The sequence below is a fragment of the Streptomyces sp. NPDC090499 genome (assembly GCF_044769305.1).
Classification (GTDB): Bacteria; Actinomycetota; Actinomycetes; order Streptomycetales; family Streptomycetaceae; genus Streptomyces.
This window is the reverse complement of the sequence record NZ_JBIVXP010000006.1, coordinates 247974-266262: the sequence shown is the minus strand read 5'-3', so window position 1 is coordinate 266262 and position 18289 is coordinate 247974. Positions and strand designations below refer to the sequence as shown.

General features: G+C 72.9%; 16 protein-coding genes. 3 read left to right on the top strand and 13 right to left on the bottom strand.

The genetic code is table 11. From position 1 onward, the window contains the following. Positions 1–11 precede the first annotated feature (11 nt). Entirely contained in the window at positions 12–269 is a 258-nt protein-coding gene (locus ACIQVL_RS23935; RefSeq protein ID WP_388920165.1) for a hypothetical protein, read from the top strand. Here the strand turns inward: ACIQVL_RS23935 and ACIQVL_RS23930 are convergent. The 10 genes from ACIQVL_RS23930 to infC all read right to left on the bottom strand — a co-directional run bounded on the left by ACIQVL_RS23930 (position 266) and on the right by infC (position 11668). Next, a complete protein-coding gene (locus ACIQVL_RS23930; protein ID WP_403429432.1) occupies positions 266–814 on the bottom strand; it encodes an NUDIX hydrolase in 549 nt (182 codons plus the stop codon). The two genes, ACIQVL_RS23935 and ACIQVL_RS23930, sit on opposite strands and share 4 nt — an antisense overlap. 65 nt (positions 815–879) lie before the next feature. Then, positions 880–2220, bottom strand: a complete 1341-nt coding sequence (locus ACIQVL_RS23925) for a transcriptional regulator (RefSeq protein WP_351704189.1) — start codon at positions 2218–2220, stop codon at positions 880–882. Positions 2221–2439: 219 nt separating this feature from the next. Beyond that, on the bottom strand, positions 2440–3573 hold the full coding sequence (locus ACIQVL_RS23920; RefSeq protein ID WP_403476303.1) for a PP2C family protein-serine/threonine phosphatase: 1134 nt from the start codon (positions 3571–3573) through the stop codon (positions 2440–2442). A 292-nt stretch (positions 3574–3865) separates the two neighbouring features. Further along, on the bottom strand, positions 3866–6442 hold the full coding sequence (gene pheT / locus ACIQVL_RS23915; protein ID WP_403429427.1) for a phenylalanine--tRNA ligase subunit beta: 2577 nt from the start codon (positions 6440–6442) through the stop codon (positions 3866–3868). After that, complete coding sequence (gene pheS, locus ACIQVL_RS23910; protein ID WP_403429425.1) at positions 6442–7563, bottom strand: phenylalanine--tRNA ligase subunit alpha; 1122 nt, start codon at positions 7561–7563, stop codon at positions 6442–6444. Before pheS ends, pheT begins: the two co-directional genes overlap by 1 nt. Positions 7564–7699: 136 nt before the next feature. Continuing rightward, positions 7700–8836: a sensor histidine kinase gene (locus ACIQVL_RS23905; protein WP_403429423.1), complete on the bottom strand. Its 1137-nt coding sequence runs from the start codon at positions 8834–8836 to the stop codon at positions 7700–7702. Positions 8837–8999: 163 nt separating this feature from the next. Next, positions 9000–9854, bottom strand: a complete 855-nt coding sequence (locus tag ACIQVL_RS23900) for a TrmH family RNA methyltransferase (protein ID WP_403476302.1) — start codon at positions 9852–9854, stop codon at positions 9000–9002. A 317-nt stretch (positions 9855–10171) separates the two neighbouring features. Next, a complete protein-coding gene (gene rplT / locus ACIQVL_RS23895; RefSeq protein ID WP_358995009.1) occupies positions 10172–10555 on the bottom strand; it encodes a 50S ribosomal protein L20 in 384 nt (127 codons plus the stop codon). 101 nt (positions 10556–10656) lie between these two features. Beyond that, positions 10657–10851 (bottom strand): 50S ribosomal protein L35, encoded by a 195-nt coding sequence (gene rpmI / locus ACIQVL_RS23890; RefSeq protein WP_046726698.1) that lies wholly within the window; start codon positions 10849–10851, stop codon positions 10657–10659. 133 nt (positions 10852–10984) lie between these two features. Continuing rightward, positions 10985–11668 (bottom strand): translation initiation factor IF-3, encoded by a 684-nt coding sequence (gene infC / locus ACIQVL_RS23885; RefSeq protein WP_403429419.1) that lies wholly within the window; start codon positions 11666–11668, stop codon positions 10985–10987. A gap of 375 nt (positions 11669–12043) precedes the next feature. On the opposite strand from infC, the gene ACIQVL_RS23880 reads away from it, so the two are divergent. Next, entirely contained in the window at positions 12044–12418 is a 375-nt protein-coding gene (locus tag ACIQVL_RS23880; protein WP_403476301.1) for a DUF1844 domain-containing protein, read from the top strand. Positions 12419–12425: 7 nt separating this feature from the next. Here the strand turns inward: ACIQVL_RS23880 and ACIQVL_RS23875 are convergent, their stop codons facing one another. Next, complete coding sequence (locus ACIQVL_RS23875) at positions 12426–13208, bottom strand: SseB family protein (protein ID WP_403429417.1); 783 nt, start codon at positions 13206–13208, stop codon at positions 12426–12428. Between the two features lie 150 nt (positions 13209–13358). Between ACIQVL_RS23875 and ACIQVL_RS23870 the strand changes: the two genes are divergently transcribed. Beyond that, entirely contained in the window at positions 13359–14366 is a 1008-nt protein-coding gene (locus ACIQVL_RS23870) for a serine hydrolase (RefSeq protein WP_403476300.1), read from the top strand. 186 nt (positions 14367–14552) lie between these two features. On the opposite strand, the gene mycP is transcribed toward ACIQVL_RS23870, so the two are convergent. Together mycP and ACIQVL_RS23860 are read right to left on the bottom strand one after the other, a co-directional pair. Beyond that, a complete protein-coding gene (gene mycP / locus ACIQVL_RS23865; RefSeq protein WP_403476299.1) occupies positions 14553–15716 on the bottom strand; it encodes a type VII secretion-associated serine protease mycosin in 1164 nt (387 codons plus the stop codon). Further along, complete coding sequence (locus ACIQVL_RS23860) at positions 15713–16660, bottom strand: hypothetical protein (protein WP_403476298.1); 948 nt, start codon at positions 16658–16660, stop codon at positions 15713–15715. The genes mycP and ACIQVL_RS23860 overlap by 4 nt, the downstream gene beginning before the upstream one ends. Positions 16661–18289 lie beyond the last annotated feature (1629 nt).

Here is an 18289-nt window from a genome sequence, read left to right as displayed (position 1 = left end):
GGAGCGGACCCGTGACCACCGAACCGGAGCATCCCGTGGTCCAAGGAGAACTCGCAGAGTTACGTCGTCGCCTCGATGTGGCCTACGCCCAGGTCGAGGGAGGGCTGAACCTGCTCAGCCACCGCACCAAGGAGACCGCCAAGGAACTGGACGAGCTCAACACCCGCCTGGCGTCACTGGAACACGCCCGCTGGCCGCTGCCCTCCCTCGCCGCGCTCACCGCACTGGGCGCCCTCGTCGTCACGGTCTGGCAGGCGCTGGCCCGCTAGCGCCCGCTCTGGTCGTCGGCGAGCCGCATGTGGTGCAGCAGGAGTAACGCGGCCGCCATGTTGGCGGCCGGGACCTCCCCACGGGCGATCATGTCCGGGACGAGCTTGAGAGGGACCCACTCCCGGCGGTCCGACTCGAAGTCGTCCACGGGGTGTCCGACGTACTCGCCCTCGTCGGACCAGTAGATGTGGTGCCGGGCGTCGGTGAGGCCGTTGGACGGCTCCACGGTCATGAGATGGCGCAGGGTTCCCGGCCGCCAGCCGGTCTCCTCCTCCAGTTCCCTGGCGGCCGCGACGGCGATGTCCTCGCCGTCCTCGACGACTCCCGCCGCGAGTTCCCAGCCCCAGCTGTCGGTGATGAAACGGTGCCGCCACAGGAGGAGGACCTCGTCCGCCTCGTTGACCACCGTCGCCACGGCCACCGGCCGCAGCCGTATCAGGAAGTGGTCGAGGTGCCGGCCGTCCGGCAGCTCGACATCAGCGAGATTCACGCTGAACCAGCGGTTTTCATACACAGTTTGTTCGTTCTGTTTCGTCCACTGCACGGTTCTGCCACCTTCCGCCGAGTAAGTGGCAATATCGCAGCAGCGGCTTCGTAGGCCTACCGCGCCTAGAGCGGTACGCGCAGTGCACCGTCGATCAGCTCGGCGGCCTCGGCGGTTCCGGCACCGCCGCTGCGCACCAGGTGCTCGCGTACCGCGCGGAGTCTGTCGCGCAGGCGCTGCGACTCCATCCCGCGGGCCTGCTCGGCCATCTGCACGGCCGTGGCCACCGCGTTCTCGGCGTTTCCCTGGCGCAGTTCGATGGTGCTCAGCATGGCGAGCCGGTGCACCCGCCCCCGGTCGTGGGCGGGGTTGTCGACGGCGGCCGCGGCATGCTCCCGGGCGGCGGCGAGCTCGCCGAGGCTGAGCAGCGCCTCGGCCACCTGTACGTTGACCAGGCCGGGCTGGACATAGCCGGTCTCGTCGGGCTCGTGGCCCCGCCGGATGCGTTCGGCGGCCGACTCGGCACGCCGGATGCAGGACAGCGCGCTCGTGCCGTCGCCGAGGTGGGCGTACGCCTTCGCCTGCATCGCGTAGAGGTCGGAGGCGAGGGCCGGGGTGATGTGCTTGCCCGCGGTGCGCAGCGCGGCCTCCGCGAAGGCCACGGCCTGCCGGAACTCCCGCATGAACAGCGCCTGGTTGACGAGGAGCGCGATGACGTACGCGCCAAGTCCCCGGTCACCGCTGGCCTTCGACAGGCGCAGCGCCTGGTGGAAGTAGCGCTGGGCGAGGCCGTGGGCGTCGGAGTCGTAGGCGCAGATCCCGGCGATCGCCACCAGTCCCCCGGTGGCGCGGTGCAGTTGACGGCCCGTCGCGTCCGTGTAGCTGCCGCGCAGCAGCGGCGCCGCCTCGGCGTTGAGGAAGCCGACGATCCGGGTGCGGGTGGCCATGCCGCCGGCCTTGCGGTACATCTGCTCGTAGTGCGCCCGGGCGGCGCGCAGCATCTCCAGGTCGGCCGGGGTGACCCGGTGCCGCCCGCCCCGCGAGACGTCGACGTCCTCCGGGGGGTTCTCCCACTCCCACACCGGCATCACGGCGGGCGTGCCGGTGACGGCGGGGGCGCCGAGTATGTGCGGGCGCTGCTGTTCGTCGGAGCGCCACAGCGCGGTGGCCCGCTCGACGAAGCCGGAGAGCGAGGTGGCGTGCGGGACGCTGGGCTCGCCGGGTACGCCGAGGCCGATGTCGTCCAGGGTGACCGGCCGGTGCAGCCGGGCCGCGAGCACCTCGCAGATCAGGTCGGGCACCTGGCCACGCGGCCGCTGCCCCTTCAACCACCGGGCGACGGCGGTGTGTTCGTAACGCAGCGTGAGTCCACGGGCCCGGCCCGCCTGGTTGACGTGGGCGGCGAGCCCGGCGTGCGAGATCCCCGCCTCGTCCAGGATCGCGTCGAGCAGAGAGTTGGGCTGCATGGATGCCCCCCGAGTGGCCTGGTGCCGTCAGCGTAGTGCGGGTGCGTTCACACGGGGTGTGAACGAAGTGCGCGAATCCGTAGCGTGCGCGCACTGTCGCGGAGCGTGTCGGGCCGGTTGACTGAACTGCCTCGCAAGAGGCCGGCCGGGCCGCCGGCTCCCCCTCGTACAGTGCGGTGGCCTGGCTGTCGGCTCGGCCGACGACCAAAAAGGGGGCCGTCAGAGGTGGTTCGTCGGCTGCGGGTGCGTTGTGGCTGGTCGCGCCCCCGCGGCGGAGCCGCTGATGTCAGCGCCCCGCGCCCCCAAGAAGGGGCGTTGGTGCTGGCGTTCGTTGTGAAGTACCAGGAGGGCGATGTCGTCGGTCGGGCGGCCGTTGGTGTGGTGGAGGAGGGCGGTGAAGACCGCTCGGAGGATGGCCTGAGGGGAGACCGGGCGGTTTCGTACCGCTTCCGCCAGTGCGGTCGGCAGGGAGAAGAAGTGCCCTTTCGGGCTTCTCGCGTCCTCCGCGCCGTCCGTGAAGAGGACCAGCGACTCGCCGTCGAGCAACTGGCCGCAGTCGGTTGCGGTCAGGTCCGTCGGCAGCGGGAAGGGCCCGAGGGGCGGCAGCGGATCGGCCGCCGACAGAGGCTCCACGCCGGCACCGCTCAGCACGTACGGCCAGGGATGTCCGCAGTTGATCACCCGAAGCTCGCCGTCTCCCGCGATCTCCAGCAGCAGCACGGTGACGAACTCCTCGGCCACCGGGCTGTCCGGATCCGGGGCGCCACCGGCCGGGTGTTCCGCCCTGGCTCGTTCTCGTAGGTGTCTGGCGAGGGCGCGGTCCAGGCGGCCTAGTACCCGGCCCAGTTCGGGTTCGTCGTGGGCGGCCTCGCGGAAGCTGCCGAGGACGGCGGCGACCGTACCGATCGCCGACAGTCCGTGCCCGCGCACGTCGCCCATCACGACCCGTACGCCGTGCTCGGTGGCGACGGCCTCGTAGAGATCGCCGCCGATGCTCGCACCCCGGTCGGCGGAGAGCTGGGCGGCGGCCACGTTCAGCCCGGCGAGCCGGGGCGGCAACGGGCGCAGCAGCACGCTCTGCGCGGCGCCGGCGACCATGCGGGCCTGCCGCAACTCCCTGAGCAGGGCGCGGCGGACATGGATTATCAGCCCCGTGCCGACGGCGAAGAACACGGCGCTGGTGACGATCCGCGCGCCGAGCCCGTGCTGTTCGGCCAGCGGGCACCCGAACTTGTAGCCGACCGCGACGGCGCCCCACACCGTGGGCAACCCCAGCGCGAGGGCACGGCGCCTGGGCCGTGAGTACGTCCGGGGCCGCCTGCTGCGGGGAACCCCAGCCTTGATGCGGATCATGCCGATGGCCCCCATGTAGGCCCTGACAGATACAGACGGACCGACCCCGAAAGGCCGGTCCGATTCTGTCGACGGGATGCCCCGAAAGGGCCATGTCCCGGATGGATCTCACCCAAATGAGTGACCACCAACAAGACACCCGCATTTATGCAGGTAGCAGCCTGTGTAAACGCCCTCAAGGAAGCGCCCCTTCAGGGGCGCTGGGGGTACCCCCGGCCGAAGGCTGGGGGAGGAACTGCGCGATCAACCACGACGGACCCGCAGCCGACCACAACAGTTCCCCGCACGGCGGCTAGCCCCGCAGCACCGCTCCCGTACGCTCCCCGGCAAGGGCCACAGCCGCATCGCGTGCAGCCGACGCCTCTTCGACGGTCAGCGTCCGGTCACTCGCGCGGAACCGCAACGCATACGCCAGCGACTTCTTCTCCTCGCCGAGCTGCGCAGCGTTCTCGTACACGTCGAACAGCCGGATCGCCTCCAGCAGTTCACCCGCCCCCTCGCGCAGCGCGGCCTCGACGTCGGCGGCCGGTACCGGCTTGTCCACCACGAGGGCGACGTCCTGCGTGGCCACCGGGAAGGCGGAGATGCTCGGCGCCTGCGGCGTACCGTCGCCCACCTGCTCCAGCGCGTCCAGGTTCAGCTCCATCGCGCAGGTGCGGGCCGGCAGGCCGAGGGCCTTGACCACGCGCGGGTGCAGCTCGCCGGCGTGGCCCACGACCCGCTCCACGCCGTCGGCGACGACGGCCAGCTCCGCGCACCGGCCGGGGTGCCACGGCCCGTACTGCCCGGACCGCACGATCAGTTCGGCCCCGGCCTCACGCGCGACCGCGCGCGCCGCCTCGACCGCGTCGGCCCAGTCGGCCGGACGGCCCTTGCCCCACCAGCCGGCCTGCTCGCGGGCGCCCGCGAGGACGACGGCGACGTGGCGCGGCTGCTCGGGCAGCACGGCGTCGAGCGCGGCGAGTTCCGCGTCGGTCGGGCGGCGGTCGACCGGCAGGTGACCGGCGATGCCCTGTTCCGCGTGCGGCAGGAAGACCAGGCCGGTCTCGAACAGCGCCAGGTCGTGCGCACCGCGCCCGTCGTTGCGCCGGAGCGCACCGAGCAGGCCCGGCAGCAGCGAGGTGCGGAGCGCGGGCTCCTCGTCGTTGAGCGGGTTGGTCAGCCGGACGACGCGGCGGGCCGGGTCGTCGGCGGCCAGGCCCAGCTGGTCGAAGACCTGCTCGCTGACGAACGGGTAGTTCGGCGCCTCGACGTAACCGGCCCCGGCGAGCGCGCGGCCCACCCGGCGGTGCAGCCGCTGCCGGTGGGTCAGGCCCCGGCCGGCCGGCGGCTTGGGCAGCGTGGAGGGCAGGTTCTCGTAGCCCTCCAGGCGGATGACCTCTTCGGCCAGGTCGTTCTGTTCGAGGAGGTCGGGCCGCCAGGACGGGGCGGTGACGAGCAGCTCGTCCTGCCCGCCCGTCGCCCGACCACCACCCCCCGACGACGCGTTCCACGCGGCGGGATTTCCATAGACGTCGCAGCCGACCTCCTGGAGGCGGCGGACGACGATCTCCCGGCCGTACTCCACGCCCGCGACCTTGTCGGGGTGGTTTGCCGCGACCGTGATGGTGTGCGGCGCGGAGGGCGCGATGACCTCGGTGACGCCGGCCTCGGCGGTGCCGCCGGCGAGCAGCACCAGCAGGTCGACGGTGCGCTGCGCGGCGGCGGCCGCGGCCTGCGGGTCGACGCCGCGCTCGAAGCGGCGGGAGGCCTCGGAGGACAGCTTGTGGCGGCGGGCGGTGCGCGCGATGGCGACCGCGTCGAAGTGGGCCGCCTCGATGACCACGTCGGTCGTGGCGTTCGCCCCGTTCTCGGCGGCATCGTGGTCGGCGATCTCGGTGTTGGCGCCGCCCATGACGCCCGCGAGGCCGATCGGACCGCGGTCGTCGATGATGACGAGGTCCTCGGCGTGCAGCTTCCGCTCGGTGCCGTCGAGGGTGACGATCTTCTCGCCCTCGGCCGCGCGGCGGACGCCGATGGTGCCCTGGACCAGGTTGCGGTCGTAGGCGTGCAGCGGCTGGCCGAGCTCCATCATCACGTAGTTGGTGACGTCGACGGCGAGGGAGATCGGGCGCATGCCGACCTTCTGCAGGCGGCGCTGGAGCCAGATCGGGGAGCGGGCCTCGGGGCTCAGGCCGGTGACGGTGCGCGCCGTGAAGCGGTCGCAGCCGAGCGGGTCGGAGACCTGGACCGGGTAGCCGAAGGCGTTCGGTCCCGGCACGTCGATCAGGGCCGGGTCGCGCAGCGCCAGCCCGTAGGCGATGGCGGCCTCGCGGGCCACGCCGCGGATGGACAGGCAGTCGCCGCGGTTGGCGGTGACGGCGATGTCCAGGACCTCGTCGACCAGCTCCAGGAGCTCGATGGCGTCCTTGCCGACCTCGGTCTCCGGCGGCAGCACGATGATGCCGTGGCTGCCGTCGTCGCCCATGCCCAGCTCGCCGCTGGAGCAGATCATGCCGTGCGAGGTCCTGCCGTACGTCTTGCGTGCGGCGATGGCGAAGTCGCCGGGGAGCACCGCGCCCGGCAGCACGACCACGACCTTGTCGCCGACGGCGAAGTTGCGGGCGCCGCAGACGATCTCCTGGGGCTCACCGGTGCCGTTCGCCGTACCGACGTCGACGGTGCAGAAGCGGATCGGCTTCTTGAAGCCCTCCAGCTCCTCGATGGTGAGGACCTGTCCGACGACCAGGGGGCCCTTGAGGCCGTCGCCGAGCTGCTCGACGGTCTCGACCTCCAGACCGCCCGAGATCAGCTTGGCCTGCACGTCGCGGCCGGTCTCGGTGGCCGGCAGGTCGACGTACTCCCGCAGCCAGGAAAGCGGGACCCGCATCAGATCTCCATCCCGAACGGCCGGGTGAACCGGACGTCACCCTCGACCATGTCTCGCATGTCCTCGACGTTGTGGCGGAACATCAGCATCCGCTCGATGCCGAACCCGAAGGCGAAGCCGCTGTACTTCTCCGGGTCGACACCGCAGGCGGTGAGCACCCGCGGGTTGACCATGCCGCAGCCGCCCAGCTCGATCCAGCCCTCGGAGGAGCAGGTACGGCAGGGGCGGTCGGGGTTGCCGACGGACTCGCCCTTGCAGACGTAGCACAGCATGTCCATCTCGGCGCTGGGCTCGGTGAAGGGGAAGAAGTTGGGCCGCAGCCGGGTCTTCATGCCCTCGCCGAACAGCGACTGGACCATGTGGTCCAGGGTGCCCTTGAGGTCCGACATGGTCAGGCCCTCGTCCACGGCGAGCAGCTCGACCTGGTGGAAGACCGGGGTGTGCGTGGCGTCCAGCTCGTCGGTGCGGTACACCCGGCCGGGGCAGATCACGTACACCGGCAGCTCGCGGTCGAGCAGGGAGCGGATCTGGACCGGGGAGGTGTGGGTGCGCAGCACGACACCGGACTCGGTGCCGCCGTCCGGGCCGGCCACGAAGAACGTGTCCTGCTCGCCACGGGCCGGGTGGTCCGGGCCGATGTTGAGGGCGTCGAAGTTGAACCACTCGGCCTCGACCTGCGGGCCCTCGGCGACCTCGTAGCCCATGGCCACGAAGATGTCCTCGATGCGGTCGGACAGGGTGGTCAGCGGGTGGCGGGCGCCGGCCGGGACGCGGTCGTGGGGCAGCGTGACGTCCACCGCCTCCTCGACCAGCACCCGGGCGTCACGCTCGGCCTCCAGCTCCTCCTGACGGCCGGCGAGGGCCTTGTTCACCGCGCCGCGGGCCTGGCCGACCAGCTTGCCGGCGGCCGCCTTGGCGTGCGGCGGCAGGGCGCCGATCTCGCGGTTGGCGAGGGCCAGCGGGGAGGTGCCGCCGGTGTGCGCGACCTTGGCCTCCTGGAGCGCGTCGAGGGAGCTCGCGGCGGCGAACGCGGCGAGCGCCTCGTCCCGCATGCGCTCGATCTCTTCCGGTTTCAAGGCCTCGACCTCGACTGGGTCGTACGACTTATTGGGTGCCGACATCTCTTCCCGTGCTTCCGTTGGCTGGCTGAAGGTCCCCGTGACCGCTGGTCGGCCGTGTGCAGGACACAAAGGTGCCAAAGGCCGAGTCTAACGGGGTGGAGGTATACGAATGCGCCCGCGGGCCGCTCGGCAGATCTCAGGCGAGATACGCCGGCGCGCTCACGGGCAACGTAAATCGGAACTCGGCGCCGCCGCCGGGGGCGCGTCCGACGGTGATGGTGCCGCCGTGGGCCTCGACGATGCCCTTGACGATGTACAGCCCAAGTCCGGTGCCGCCGCGCTTGCTGCCCCGCCAGAAGCGGGTGAAGACGCGGTTCATGGACTCCTCCGGGATGCCGGGCCCCTCGTCGCTCACCGTGACCGACGTACCGGTGTCCTCGCCTTCGCGCGGGGATGCCGTGGCCGTGATGTCAATGGTGACGGTTCCCTCGCCGTGCCGCACGGCATTTTCGATGAGGTTGCTGAGGACCTGGTCGACCTTGTCGGGGTCGGCCCACAGCGCGGGCAGCGGCTGCTCGACGCGGAGCAGGAAACGGTCGGCGGGCAGCCCGGCGGCGACGTAGGCCTGGATGTGCCGTCCGACGGCCGCGCCTATGTCCACGGGTTGCCTGCGGACCTCCAGCCGCCCGCTGTCGATCCGGGAGATGTCGAGCAGCTCGGCGATGAGCCGGGTGACCCGGTCGGCGTCCGCGTCGACCGTCTCCAGCATCAGCCGTTTCTGGTCGTCGGTGAACCGTTCCCACTTGGCGAGCAGGGTGGCCGTGAACCCCTTGACCGAGGTCAGCGGCGAGCGCAGCTCGTGCGCGACGGTCGCGATCAGCTCGGCGTGGCTGCGTTCGGTACGGCGCCGGGCCTCGGTGTCCCGCAGCGACACGACGACGCGGCGGACGGGCCCGGTGGGCTCGGCGCGCACGTACCGGGCCGACACCAGCACTTCCCGTCCGCCGGGCAGCAGCAGGTTGCGCTCGGGCTGGCCGACCCGGATGGCGAGGCCGCCGTAGGGGTCGGTGAGCTGCCACCAGCGCCGCCCTTCCAGGTCCTCTAAGGGGAGCGCCTTCTCCAGGCGCTGTCCGAGGGCGTCGGCGGCTGCGGTGGCGGTGATGCGGGCGGCGGCGGCGTTGAAACAGACGACGAGACCGTGTTCGTCGGCGACCACCAGGCCGTCGGGCAGCTCGTCGGGATCGATGCCGAGCCCGGTGAGGTCGCCGTGCCGGGGTGCGGGTACGCGTCCGGTGCCGCGGCCCCCCGGCGCGTTGCTGGTGCCGACAGTCATACCCCGTACTCCACCTCTCAGACGGCGCAGCAGGCCCCCGAGCTGGTCACCCTACTAGCCCCTGCCGCCGGATTCCCGCCGTCCACCCGAAGGGCGGACCGCGCGGCGTCCGGTGCGTGCGTGCCAGGCGCCGCGCGGCAGGCGGGAACCCGACGGCGGGGGCTCAGCTCCCGGTGACGGAACGGCACCCTCCGGCGGCGCGCTGCGCACGGGCCGATGCGTAGAGACATACGGCGGCGGCGGTGGCGAGGTTCAGACTTTCGGCCTTCCCGTGGATCGGGACGCGCACGACGGCGTCCGCCAGCGCGCGGGTCTCCTCCGGGAGCCCCCAGGCCTCGTTCCCGAACACCCAGGCCGTGGGCCCGCCCATGGTCCCCTTGTCGAGTTCGTCGTCGAGGTCGTCGGTCCCGGCCCCGTCGGCGGCCAGGATCCGCACGCCGACGCCCTTCAGCCCGGCAACGGCCTGCTCGACGGGGACGCCGACAGCGACGGGGAGATGGAAGTGCGACCCGACCGAGGCCCGTACCGCCTTCGGGTTGTACAGGTCCACCGACGCGTCGGTCAGTACGACTGCCTCCGCACCCGCGGCGTCGGCGCACCGCAGCACGGTGCCGGCGTTGCCGGGGTCGCGGACGTTGGCGAGCACGGCGACGAGCCGGGGGCGGGCGGCGAGGATGTCCTCGAACGGCGTGTCCAGGAACCGGCAGACCCCGACGAGCCCCTGGGGCGTCACGGTGGTGGAGATGTCGGCGATGACGTCCTCGGCGGCGAGGTGGATCCGGGCGCCGGCCGCCCTGGCCGCTCCGATGATGTCGGCGTACCGCTCGGCGGCCTCGACGGTGGCGAACAGCTCGACGAGCGTCGCCGTGTCACCGACCCGATGCCCGGCCGCCTCCCGCACGGCCTGCGGCCCCTCGGCGAGAAACAGCCGCTCCTTCCCCCGGAAGTTCCGCCGCTCCAGCCGCCGCGCGGCGGTCACACGGGCGGAACGGGGGGAGATCAGCTCGGGGGTGGGCATGTTCGTTCTTCACCTTCAGCGAAAGATTTCCCGCCGCAACGGCGAGGAACCACGACGTACGTTTTCGGCGGTGCCGAGCCCTGGGCCGGGGCAACGGTTTCACTCGCCCGCGTTGGCGGGGTCCCGCTGCGCCCACCCGTGCCGCGCCAGCGGCGCGGGTGGGCGCAGCTATGCGCCCTGAAGGGGCGCGGGGAACTGCGCGACAAGGCCCCACCGGCCCGCGGCCGAGAGACGGCGGACCGCGGCGGCAACAGCAGGACCCGCAAGCCCTGGAGCCTGCGGGTCCTCAAGTCACGTCGGCCGAAGCCAGCGCAGCGTCACGCCGCCTTGGGGGCGTTGACATCCGACGGCAGCGCCTTCTGGGCCACCTCGACGAGCGCGGCGAAAGCGTTGATGTCGTTGACGGCCAGCTCCGCGAGGATCTTGCGGTCGACCTCGACGTTCGCGGCCTTCAGACCCTGGATGAAGCGGTTGTAGGTGATGCCGTTGGCGCGGGCAGCGGCGTTGATGCGCTGGATCCACAGCTGACGGAAGTCGCCCTTGCGCTTCTTGCGGTCGTTGTAGTTGTAGACCAGCGAGTGGGTGACCTGCTCCTTGGCCTTGCGGTACAGGCGCGAACGCTGACCGCGGTAGCCGGAGGCCGCCTCGAGGATCGCCCGGCGCTTCTTGTGGGCGTTGACTGCCCGCTTGACGCGTGCCACTTTTTAACTCCTTGTAGCGGGGCCGCGGTTGGACTCACGCGGCCCGGAAACGACTGGGTCCCGGTACTGCTGACTCATGGGCGCCGGCCGGCGCCCGCGTGTCACTTGCCGAGAAGCTTCTTGATCTTCGCGGTGTCACCCGGGGCCATCTCGGCGTTGCCGGTGAGGCGACGCGTCACACGGGACGACTTGTGCTCGAGCAGGTGGCGCTTGCCGGCGCGCTCACGCAGGACCTTGCCGGAGCCGGTGACCTTGAAGCGCTTGCTGGCACCGCTGTGCGTCTTGTTCTTCGGCATAGCGCCGTTATCTCCTCGTCGGTGGCGCTCCGGTGCCCGGTCGCGAAACCGGGCACGGTGGAACGTCGCTCTTGTATCGGTTACAACCTGGGACTCGCGCCCCTGGTGTCGGCCTGGGGCGTTGACCCCGGGATCACGCCTCGGCGTGCTCCTCGGCGGGTTCCTCGGCAGGCGCCTCGGCCGCTTCGAGCTCGGCAGCGTTCTGCGAGCGGCCGGGGTTGGCCTTCGCATCCGCCTTGCGGGCCTCCTGCGCCTGACGGGCCTCGGCCATCGCCTCGGTCTTCTTCTTGTGCGGACCGAGAACCATGATCATGTTCCGGCCGTCCTGCTTCGGGTTCGACTCCACGAAGCCGAGGTCCTGGACGTCCTCCGCGAGCCGCTGCAGCAGTCGGTAGCCCAGCTCGGGCCGGGACTGCTCGCGACCACGGAACATGATCGTGATCTTGACCTTGTCGCCCTGCTTGAGGAACCGGACGACGTGACCCTTCTTGGTGTCATAGTCGTGCGGGTCGATCTTCGGCCGGAGCTTCATTTCCTTGATGACCGTGTGCGCCTGGTTCTTGCGCGCCTCACGGGCCTTCATGGCCGACTCGTACTTGAACTTCCCGTAGTCCATGAGCTTGCACACGGGCGGACGGGCGTTCGCCGCGACCTCGACCAGGTCCAGGTCGTACTCCTGCGCAAGCTCCAGCGCCTTGGCAAGCGGGACAATCCCGACCTGCTCGCCGCTGGGACCGACAAGTCGCACCTCGGGAACGCGAATCCGGTCGTTGATGCGGGGCTCGGTGCTGATGGATCCTCCTCGGTAGCACCACACGGCGGTCTGGCGGACCGCCGCGCAACGTCTGTTTTCGTGAGACCTAACCGCACCGAAGCAGAAAAAATGCCCCGGACGATCACAGGCGGGGCTCCTCGAACTACCGGAACACCGCCGCGGGGATCGCGGGGCGCACAATCGGACGGAACGCCGTCACCGTGAAGGCGAAGCGACCGTCTGACCGGTGACCCGCCGCCCAGAGGGTGGTCGGGTGGGAGTTCGGAGCCTCCACTTGTGGGCCGGTTCAGCTAGCTGAGAGGCATACCTGTCCGGCCGGTCGTCACACCAGGCTAGCAGCAAAGCCGGTGCGGGGCTAATTGAGACGACCTGGGGCTAAGTAAGAGGCCCCGCACCCCTGCGCCTATCGTGTGGGGCATGAGTGAGACGCCCCTTCCCGGCCCCGGTGACGCCGGACAGCCCGACTTCGACGAGATGACCCGCGACATCGCCGAGGTCCCCGCGGTCGAGGTGATCGTGACGGTCGCCGTCAACCTGATGAGCGCCGCGGCCGTGAAGCTCGGTCTGACCGAGGAGGGGGACAAGTACAAGGACCTGGACGAGGCCCGCAAGCTGGTCGCCGCCCTCGCCGGGCTGCTCGACGCGTCCGCGACCGAGATCAGCTCCTTCCACGCGGCCCCGCTGCGGGACGGCCTGAAGTCGCTCCAGCTGGCCTTCCGCGAGGCCTCCGTCGTCCCCGACGAGCCCGGCCAGGGCCCCGGCGAGAAGTACACCGGCCCGGTCTACGGCTAGCCGCCGCTCAGTCTCTTACGTACAAGGGCTCGCCCGGAGGCGTGGTCCCGGCCGGCAGCAGCGCCAGGTCGAGGCCGCGCACCAGGCGGGCCCGCAGTGTCTCGTCCGCGGCCAGCCGCTCGGCGACGGCCCGGGCGGCCTCGGCGGGCGGCGCCGCGGCCGGGTCGAGGACCAGCGCCAGCGTCCCGTCGGCCGCTCCGGGCCCGAGGTGGGCCCGGAGCACGGCGGGCTCGGCGGCCACCGCGGCCCGGACCGCCCCGACCACGGCCGGGTCGGCGAGCGGGTCGGTGGTCGTACGCCCCTCGGCGAGGGCGCGCAGCGCGGCACCGGTCAGCTCGAACGGCACCGGCCCCGACAGGTCGAGCACCACCGTGTCGGCCTTCTCGTGCGCGGCGGCCTGCAGCGCCTGGTGCAGGGGTACGGCGACCGGCCGGGCCGCCGGGTCCCACCGGGCCAGCGACTCGGTGGAGGTGAAGGCCGGCAGGGCGGTGCGGCCGCCCGCCCTCAGGGTGGGCACGGCCATGTCGCTGGTCTTCTCGCGGCGCAGCCCGCCCTCCCGACGCCCGCCACCACCCTTCCGACGAGCTTCGCGCCCCTCCTCACTGTCCTCCTCGACCTCGCCGAGCACGGCGACCACCGGGACCAGGAGCCGGGCGCCCTTCAGCGCCTCCAGGACCGGCGCGACAAGGCTTCGGTCCGCGGCCCAGGCGGCCAGCGCGGCGGCCAGCCGGGGATCGGCGGAGCCGTCGTCGTCGGAGAAGCCGGAGTCGGGAATGTTCTTGTTCGCCACGGTCCCCGACCCTATCGGTGGGATGCTGCTGCGGTTGTGCGGCCCCCGAAACCGGTTCGACACGGCTTTCACGGGAATCTCAGATTTCCCTGACCTACTTCTAACGTCCGACAAACGGCTCGCACAGTCGCCGCCCCGAGCATCGCGGGCATGGAGTCCCCCAGAGCCACCTCAGGATCCCGTCGGGCCCGCCGCCGCGCCCGGCCCCGGCGCCGGGGCCTTCTCTACGTCTCCCTCGCCGCGGTCGCCGTCGTCGGGGCCACCGCGGCGGGCACCGTGTACGTGAAGGCGCACGCCGGCGACAACGCCGTATCCTCGGCGGCGTCGCCGACGCCGTCCTCCTCGGCCTCGGCCTCGGCGAGTGGGGAGGCATCGGTGGAACCCGTGACGGAGCCGGCCGTGGACCGGGACGCGCTGCTGAGTTCGGCGCTGGGAAAGGTGACCGTACCGTCCGGGGCGAAGGTCGCGGCGGCCGTCCTGGACCTGGACTCCGGTGACAGCGCGGCCTACGGGGACGCGGCCTTCGACACCGCGAGCATCGTCAAGGTCGACATCCTGGCGACGCTGCTGCTGCAGGCGCAGGACGCCGGCCGGCATCTGACGGCGACGGAGAAGGCGTACGCCACGAAGATGATCGAGAACAGCGACAACACGTCGGCGTCACAGCTGTGGGACGTCATCGGCAAGGCGGCGGGGCTAGACGCCGCGAACAGACGGTTCGGGCTGACGTCGACCGAGGGCGGCGACGGCGCGCTGTGGGGGCTGTCGCAGACCACCGCCGCCGACCAGCTCACCCTGCTCCAGCAGGTGTTCGGGGACGACTCGAAGCTGAGCGAGGCCTCGCGGGCGTACATCCAGGGGCTGATGAAGACGGTCGAGTCGGACCAGCGGTGGGGGGTCTCGGCCGCCGCCGACGGTTCGCAGTACGAGCTGAAGAACGGGTGGCTGGCGCGGAGCACGACCGGGTTGTGGGACGTCAACAGCATCGGGCGGGTGACGGTGGGCGGGACGGACTATCTGGTGGCCGTGCTGTCGAAGGGGACCGTGAGCCAGGCCAGGGGGATCTCGCTGGTGGAGGCGGCTGCGAAGGCGGCGGTGGGTTCCTTCGCGAAGGCCGACTCGTCTTCCGGGTCCGCGTCGGCTTCGGCTTCGCAGTAGGGGGTGGCGACGGCGGTCTGCGGGCGGGTGCGGGCCGGTGGGGGCTGGTCGCGCAGTTCCTCCCCCAGCCTTCGGCCGGGGGTACCCCCAGCGCCCCTGACGGGGCGCTCCGGTGCGGGGCGTTTCGGTGCGGGGCGTTTCGGTGCGGGGCGCTCCGGTGCGGGGCATTTCGAGGAGTGGGGCGAGTCAGAGAGCTCTGCGGCGGCTCCGCCACAGGACCACCGACGCCACCAGCAGGACGCCGCCCGAGCCGCCCGCCAGCGGGGCTGCCCAGTCCGTCGCGCTCGACGTCTTCTCCTCCGGGTCCGGGCCCGAGCCGAAGTACTTCTTGCTGTACGACGCGGAGGTCAGGTCCTGCGTCTTGAGCCTGGCCGCGGACCTGATGGCGGCGGCCGGGTCGATCATGCCGAAGCCCCGGGAGTCGTCGCGGCCGCCCGCCGGGGCGTCGCGGGCGGTGTCCTCCAGGAGTTTCTTGATCTGGGCCGGGGTGAGCCCGGGGTGGGCGGCCTTGATCAGGGCCACGGCACCGGAGACGAAGGCGGAGGCTGCGCTCGTCCCCCAGCCCTCGTAGTACTTGTGGTCCGGGTCGGCGATGACGATGTCGACGCCGGGCGCGCTGACCGTGGCGTACCAGCGGCGGGTGGAGAAGCCGGCGCGGGTGCCGAACTTGTCCACCGCGGTGGCGGCGATGACGCCCGGGTAGGCGGCCGGGTAGGAGATGTGGTCGCCCTTGTCGCCGCCGTTGCCCGCCGAGGCGACGACCACGACGTCCTTCTTCAGGGCGTACTGGATGGCCTCGTCCTCGCTGGGCTCGGGGTGCGCGGAGTCGGAGTCGTCGCCGAGGGAGAGGTTGATGACGTCGGCGCCGTGGTCGGCAGCCCAGCGGATGCCCTCGGCGAGGGCGTTGCCCCGGGTGGAGCGGGCCTTGGCACGGGCGCTGTCGCCGTCTTCGAGGATGACCCGGACGGGGAGGATCCTGGCCTCGGGCGCCACGCCCATCACGCCGTCGCCGTTGCCGACCCCGTGGCCGTGACCGGCGATGATGCCGGCCATGGCGGTGCCGTGCCGGGCCCAGTCGCGGTCGCCGGGACCGGCGCCGAAGCCGATCATGTCCTTGGCGGTCAGGACGTTGCCGGCGAGGTCCGGGTGGTCGGCCTCGACGCCGGTGTCCAGGACGGCGACGGTGATGCCCCTGCCCTTGGTGGTCCGCCAGGCCTCGTCGAGGTGCAGGGCGGACAGGCCCCACTGCTGGGCGCGGATGCTGTCCGCGTACGCGGTGGTGGAGGGCAGCAGGGCGAGCGAGCCGGCCAGCAGCAGGCTCACCGCGGCCCCGGTCGCGCGGCGCTTCATGAGGGCTTCTCCGTTGCCGGACCGACGATGTTCTGGCGCAGCCGCCGTTCGATGCGGTCGGCCAGGCCCTCCGCCTCGTTGCCGAGGCCGGCCTGGGCCGCGGCCGTGGTGGCGCCGGACGCCTCGGCGTCGGCTGCGGGCTGCGGGGTGTCGACGGTACGGCCGTCGGCCCAGCCGGAGACGGCGTAGGCGACGACCGGGGCGTCGGTGAGCACGGAGATCGTCCAGGAGGCGCGCTGGTGCGGGCCGAACCGCTCGGCGGCGGTGCCCTTCGCGGCGTACGGAAGGGGCAGCAGGTCGGTACGGCGGTCCAGGCGTTCGCTCGTGAACCGCCTGGCGAGCGCGGCCATGCCGGCCGAGTCGGCCTTGGTGAACAGCAGGCCGACGGTGGTCACGTAGCTCTGGGTGGCGTCGGTGTAGGTGGCGCGGATCAGGCGCTGGCAGCCGACGGGTGCGAGGGCCTTGCGCAGCAGCGGGTCGAAGGCGCCGGTGCAGCCGCCGGCCGGGGCGACGGCGATCCGGGTCCAGGTGCGGTCGGCTCCGCCGGGGCCGGCGCCGGTGCCCTGCACGGTGCGCGGGAACAGCTCGTCCACGGGCACCTCGTGCCAGAGGCCGGCGGCGGAGCTGAAGCTGGTCGCCGCGCTCGCGTCACCGCCGTCGCCGACGATCCAGCCGCCGGTCACCGCGCCGCCGATGAGGCCGAGGCCGAGGACCATGCAGGCGGCGGCAGCGGCGGTACGGGGCGCCACGCGACCGGCCAACGACAGCCCCCGCCCACGCTCGTCGTACCCCTCGGGCTCACCGAAGGTGACAACGGGCCGCTCCCGGCCGGGAGTTCCCGCGGAGACGCTCCAGGACATCGAGGGGTCCGGGGCGGGGCCGAAGTGGTGGGGCGGCGGAGCGGTGTCGCGGTAGGACGGCGGAGCGGGGGCGGGCGAGGGCACGGAGGCGGAGTCCGGACGGGCCGGTGCCGGGGCCGGGGCCGGGGCTGCCGAGGGCCGTGGCGGTGCGCCCACTGACGGGCGGGCGGAACCGTCGACGGCCGGGAACGCCGTGCCGGTCGCCGGCGAAGGGGCGGAACGCGGCGGGACCCCGTCGTCCGGGAGCCCCACCGGACGCGGCGGGCGGGAGGCGGCCGGGCCGGCCGGCCGAGGCGGCGCCTCGCCACCCGGGGCACCGGCTGCCGGAGCCGCCGTCGGACGCGGAGGGGCGCCGGGCGCGGCAGGCCCCGCGGGACGCGCGGGGGCACCGGTCGGCGGAGGGCCGGCCGGGCGCGGTGGGGTGCCCGCCGTCGGGGCGGCCGTCGGGCGCGGTGGCGTGTCGGCGGACGGCGACCGGGTGGGCCGGGGTGGCGGTGGGGCGGCCTTCGGGGGTGACGTGGGGCGGGGCGGGGCGGTCGGGACAGGGAAGGTCCGCATGTGCGGGCTCCACGCGCTGCCCGAGTCCTGCATGCCGACGGCGGTGGCCGGGTAGTCGCCGCGCGGCGGTTCGAGCCGTCCGGGCCCGGCCGCGCCGGACCTGCCGGACGGGCCCGCGGTGGTGTCGCCGGACGGCGCGGCCGACGGACCTGCGGCGGTAGCCCGCTCGTCCGGCTCCGACGGCGGCTTCGGCTCCGCCGCCGCCCGAAGGGGGCGCGGCGGGGCGGTCGGTGCCGGCCCGGAATCCGCGCGACGGGGCGCCGGGGCGGAGCCGTAGGACAGCCGGAACGGCGCGGTCCGGCCGGTCTCCCGCCCGTTCTCCCGCCCGGCGGACGCGGGCGGTACGGCGCGGCCGGGGTCCCGGTCCGGGGACGCCGACGGCCCCCCTCGACCGGTCTCCACGCCGGTGCCCCCGCCGAGGAACGCGGAGGGCGCCGGTGGTGTGTCCGGGAAGCGGGCCGAGGCCGGTGGCGGGGGCGGGGATGCGGGGGCGGCGTTCCGGGGCGGCTGGTCCGGTGGGGGCCGGAAGCCGGGGTGGCGGGGCCGAACGATGCGTTCGGCGGACGTCGAGCGGGTGACCGCCCGATCCCCCGCACCCTGTTCGGCCTGCCCCACCGCACCGCCCCGACTCGTCCGGTCATCACGACTCTGCTGCCCGCCGGGCCGTCCCGGCAGCTGGTCCTGCCCGGTGGTCCCGGCCCCACCGGTGGATACGTCCGGCCGCTGCGACCGGTTCATCCGGGCCGGCCGCTCGAAGAACCCGGGCCGGTCCGCCCGGCGGGACGCGTCGGCCGTGGTCGGGGTGTCGCCGCGGCCGGTGCCGCCGTTGCCCGGCCGCGCCGCCTCGGGCGCTGGCGCAGGCTCCCCGCCGGGCTCCGTCGGGCCGTGGTCGGGCGAGGGTCGTCGTGGGATCGGGGCGTGCCGCGCTTCGCCGCTCATGCGCCCCCCGTTTCCTCGTGCCCGGGCCAACTCCTCGTACGGGCCGCCGTGCCCCCCGGTGCGAAGGCGTCCGCCCCGGGCACGCATACCCGCACGCGCGGATCCGCATCCCGGCGCGGGTCAGGCGGCCGGGTCGTTCCGCCGTACGTGCGCGTCACTCTACGGGTTGTGCGAGCGCGAACGGCAACCAGTCCGCGGGCCCGCGGCATCTGCCCG

Coding starts and splice junctions, on each gene's coding strand:
- rpmI (WP_046726698.1), bottom strand. CDS start 10,851: ATGCCGAAGAACAAGACGCACAGCGGTGCCAGCAAGCGCTTCAAGGTC.
- ACIQVL_RS23920 (WP_403476303.1), bottom strand. CDS start 3,573: ATGATCCGCATCAAGGCTGGGGTTCCCCGCAGCAGGCGGCCCCGGACG.
- ACIQVL_RS23870 (WP_403476300.1), top strand. CDS start 13,359: ATGGAGTCCCCCAGAGCCACCTCAGGATCCCGTCGGGCCCGCCGCCGC.
- pheS (WP_403429425.1), bottom strand. CDS start 7,563: ATGTCGGCACCCAATAAGTCGTACGACCCAGTCGAGGTCGAGGCCTTG.
- ACIQVL_RS23905 (WP_403429423.1), bottom strand. CDS start 8,836: ATGACTGTCGGCACCAGCAACGCGCCGGGGGGCCGCGGCACCGGACGC.
- ACIQVL_RS23880 (WP_403476301.1), top strand. CDS start 12,044: ATGAGTGAGACGCCCCTTCCCGGCCCCGGTGACGCCGGACAGCCCGAC.
- ACIQVL_RS23925 (WP_351704189.1), bottom strand. CDS start 2,220: ATGCAGCCCAACTCTCTGCTCGACGCGATCCTGGACGAGGCGGGGATC.
- pheT (WP_403429427.1), bottom strand. CDS start 6,442: ATGCGGGTCCCGCTTTCCTGGCTGCGGGAGTACGTCGACCTGCCGGCC.
- mycP (WP_403476299.1), bottom strand. CDS start 15,716: ATGAAGCGCCGCGCGACCGGGGCCGCGGTGAGCCTGCTGCTGGCCGGC.
- ACIQVL_RS23900 (WP_403476302.1), bottom strand. CDS start 9,854: ATGCCCACCCCCGAGCTGATCTCCCCCCGTTCCGCCCGTGTGACCGCC.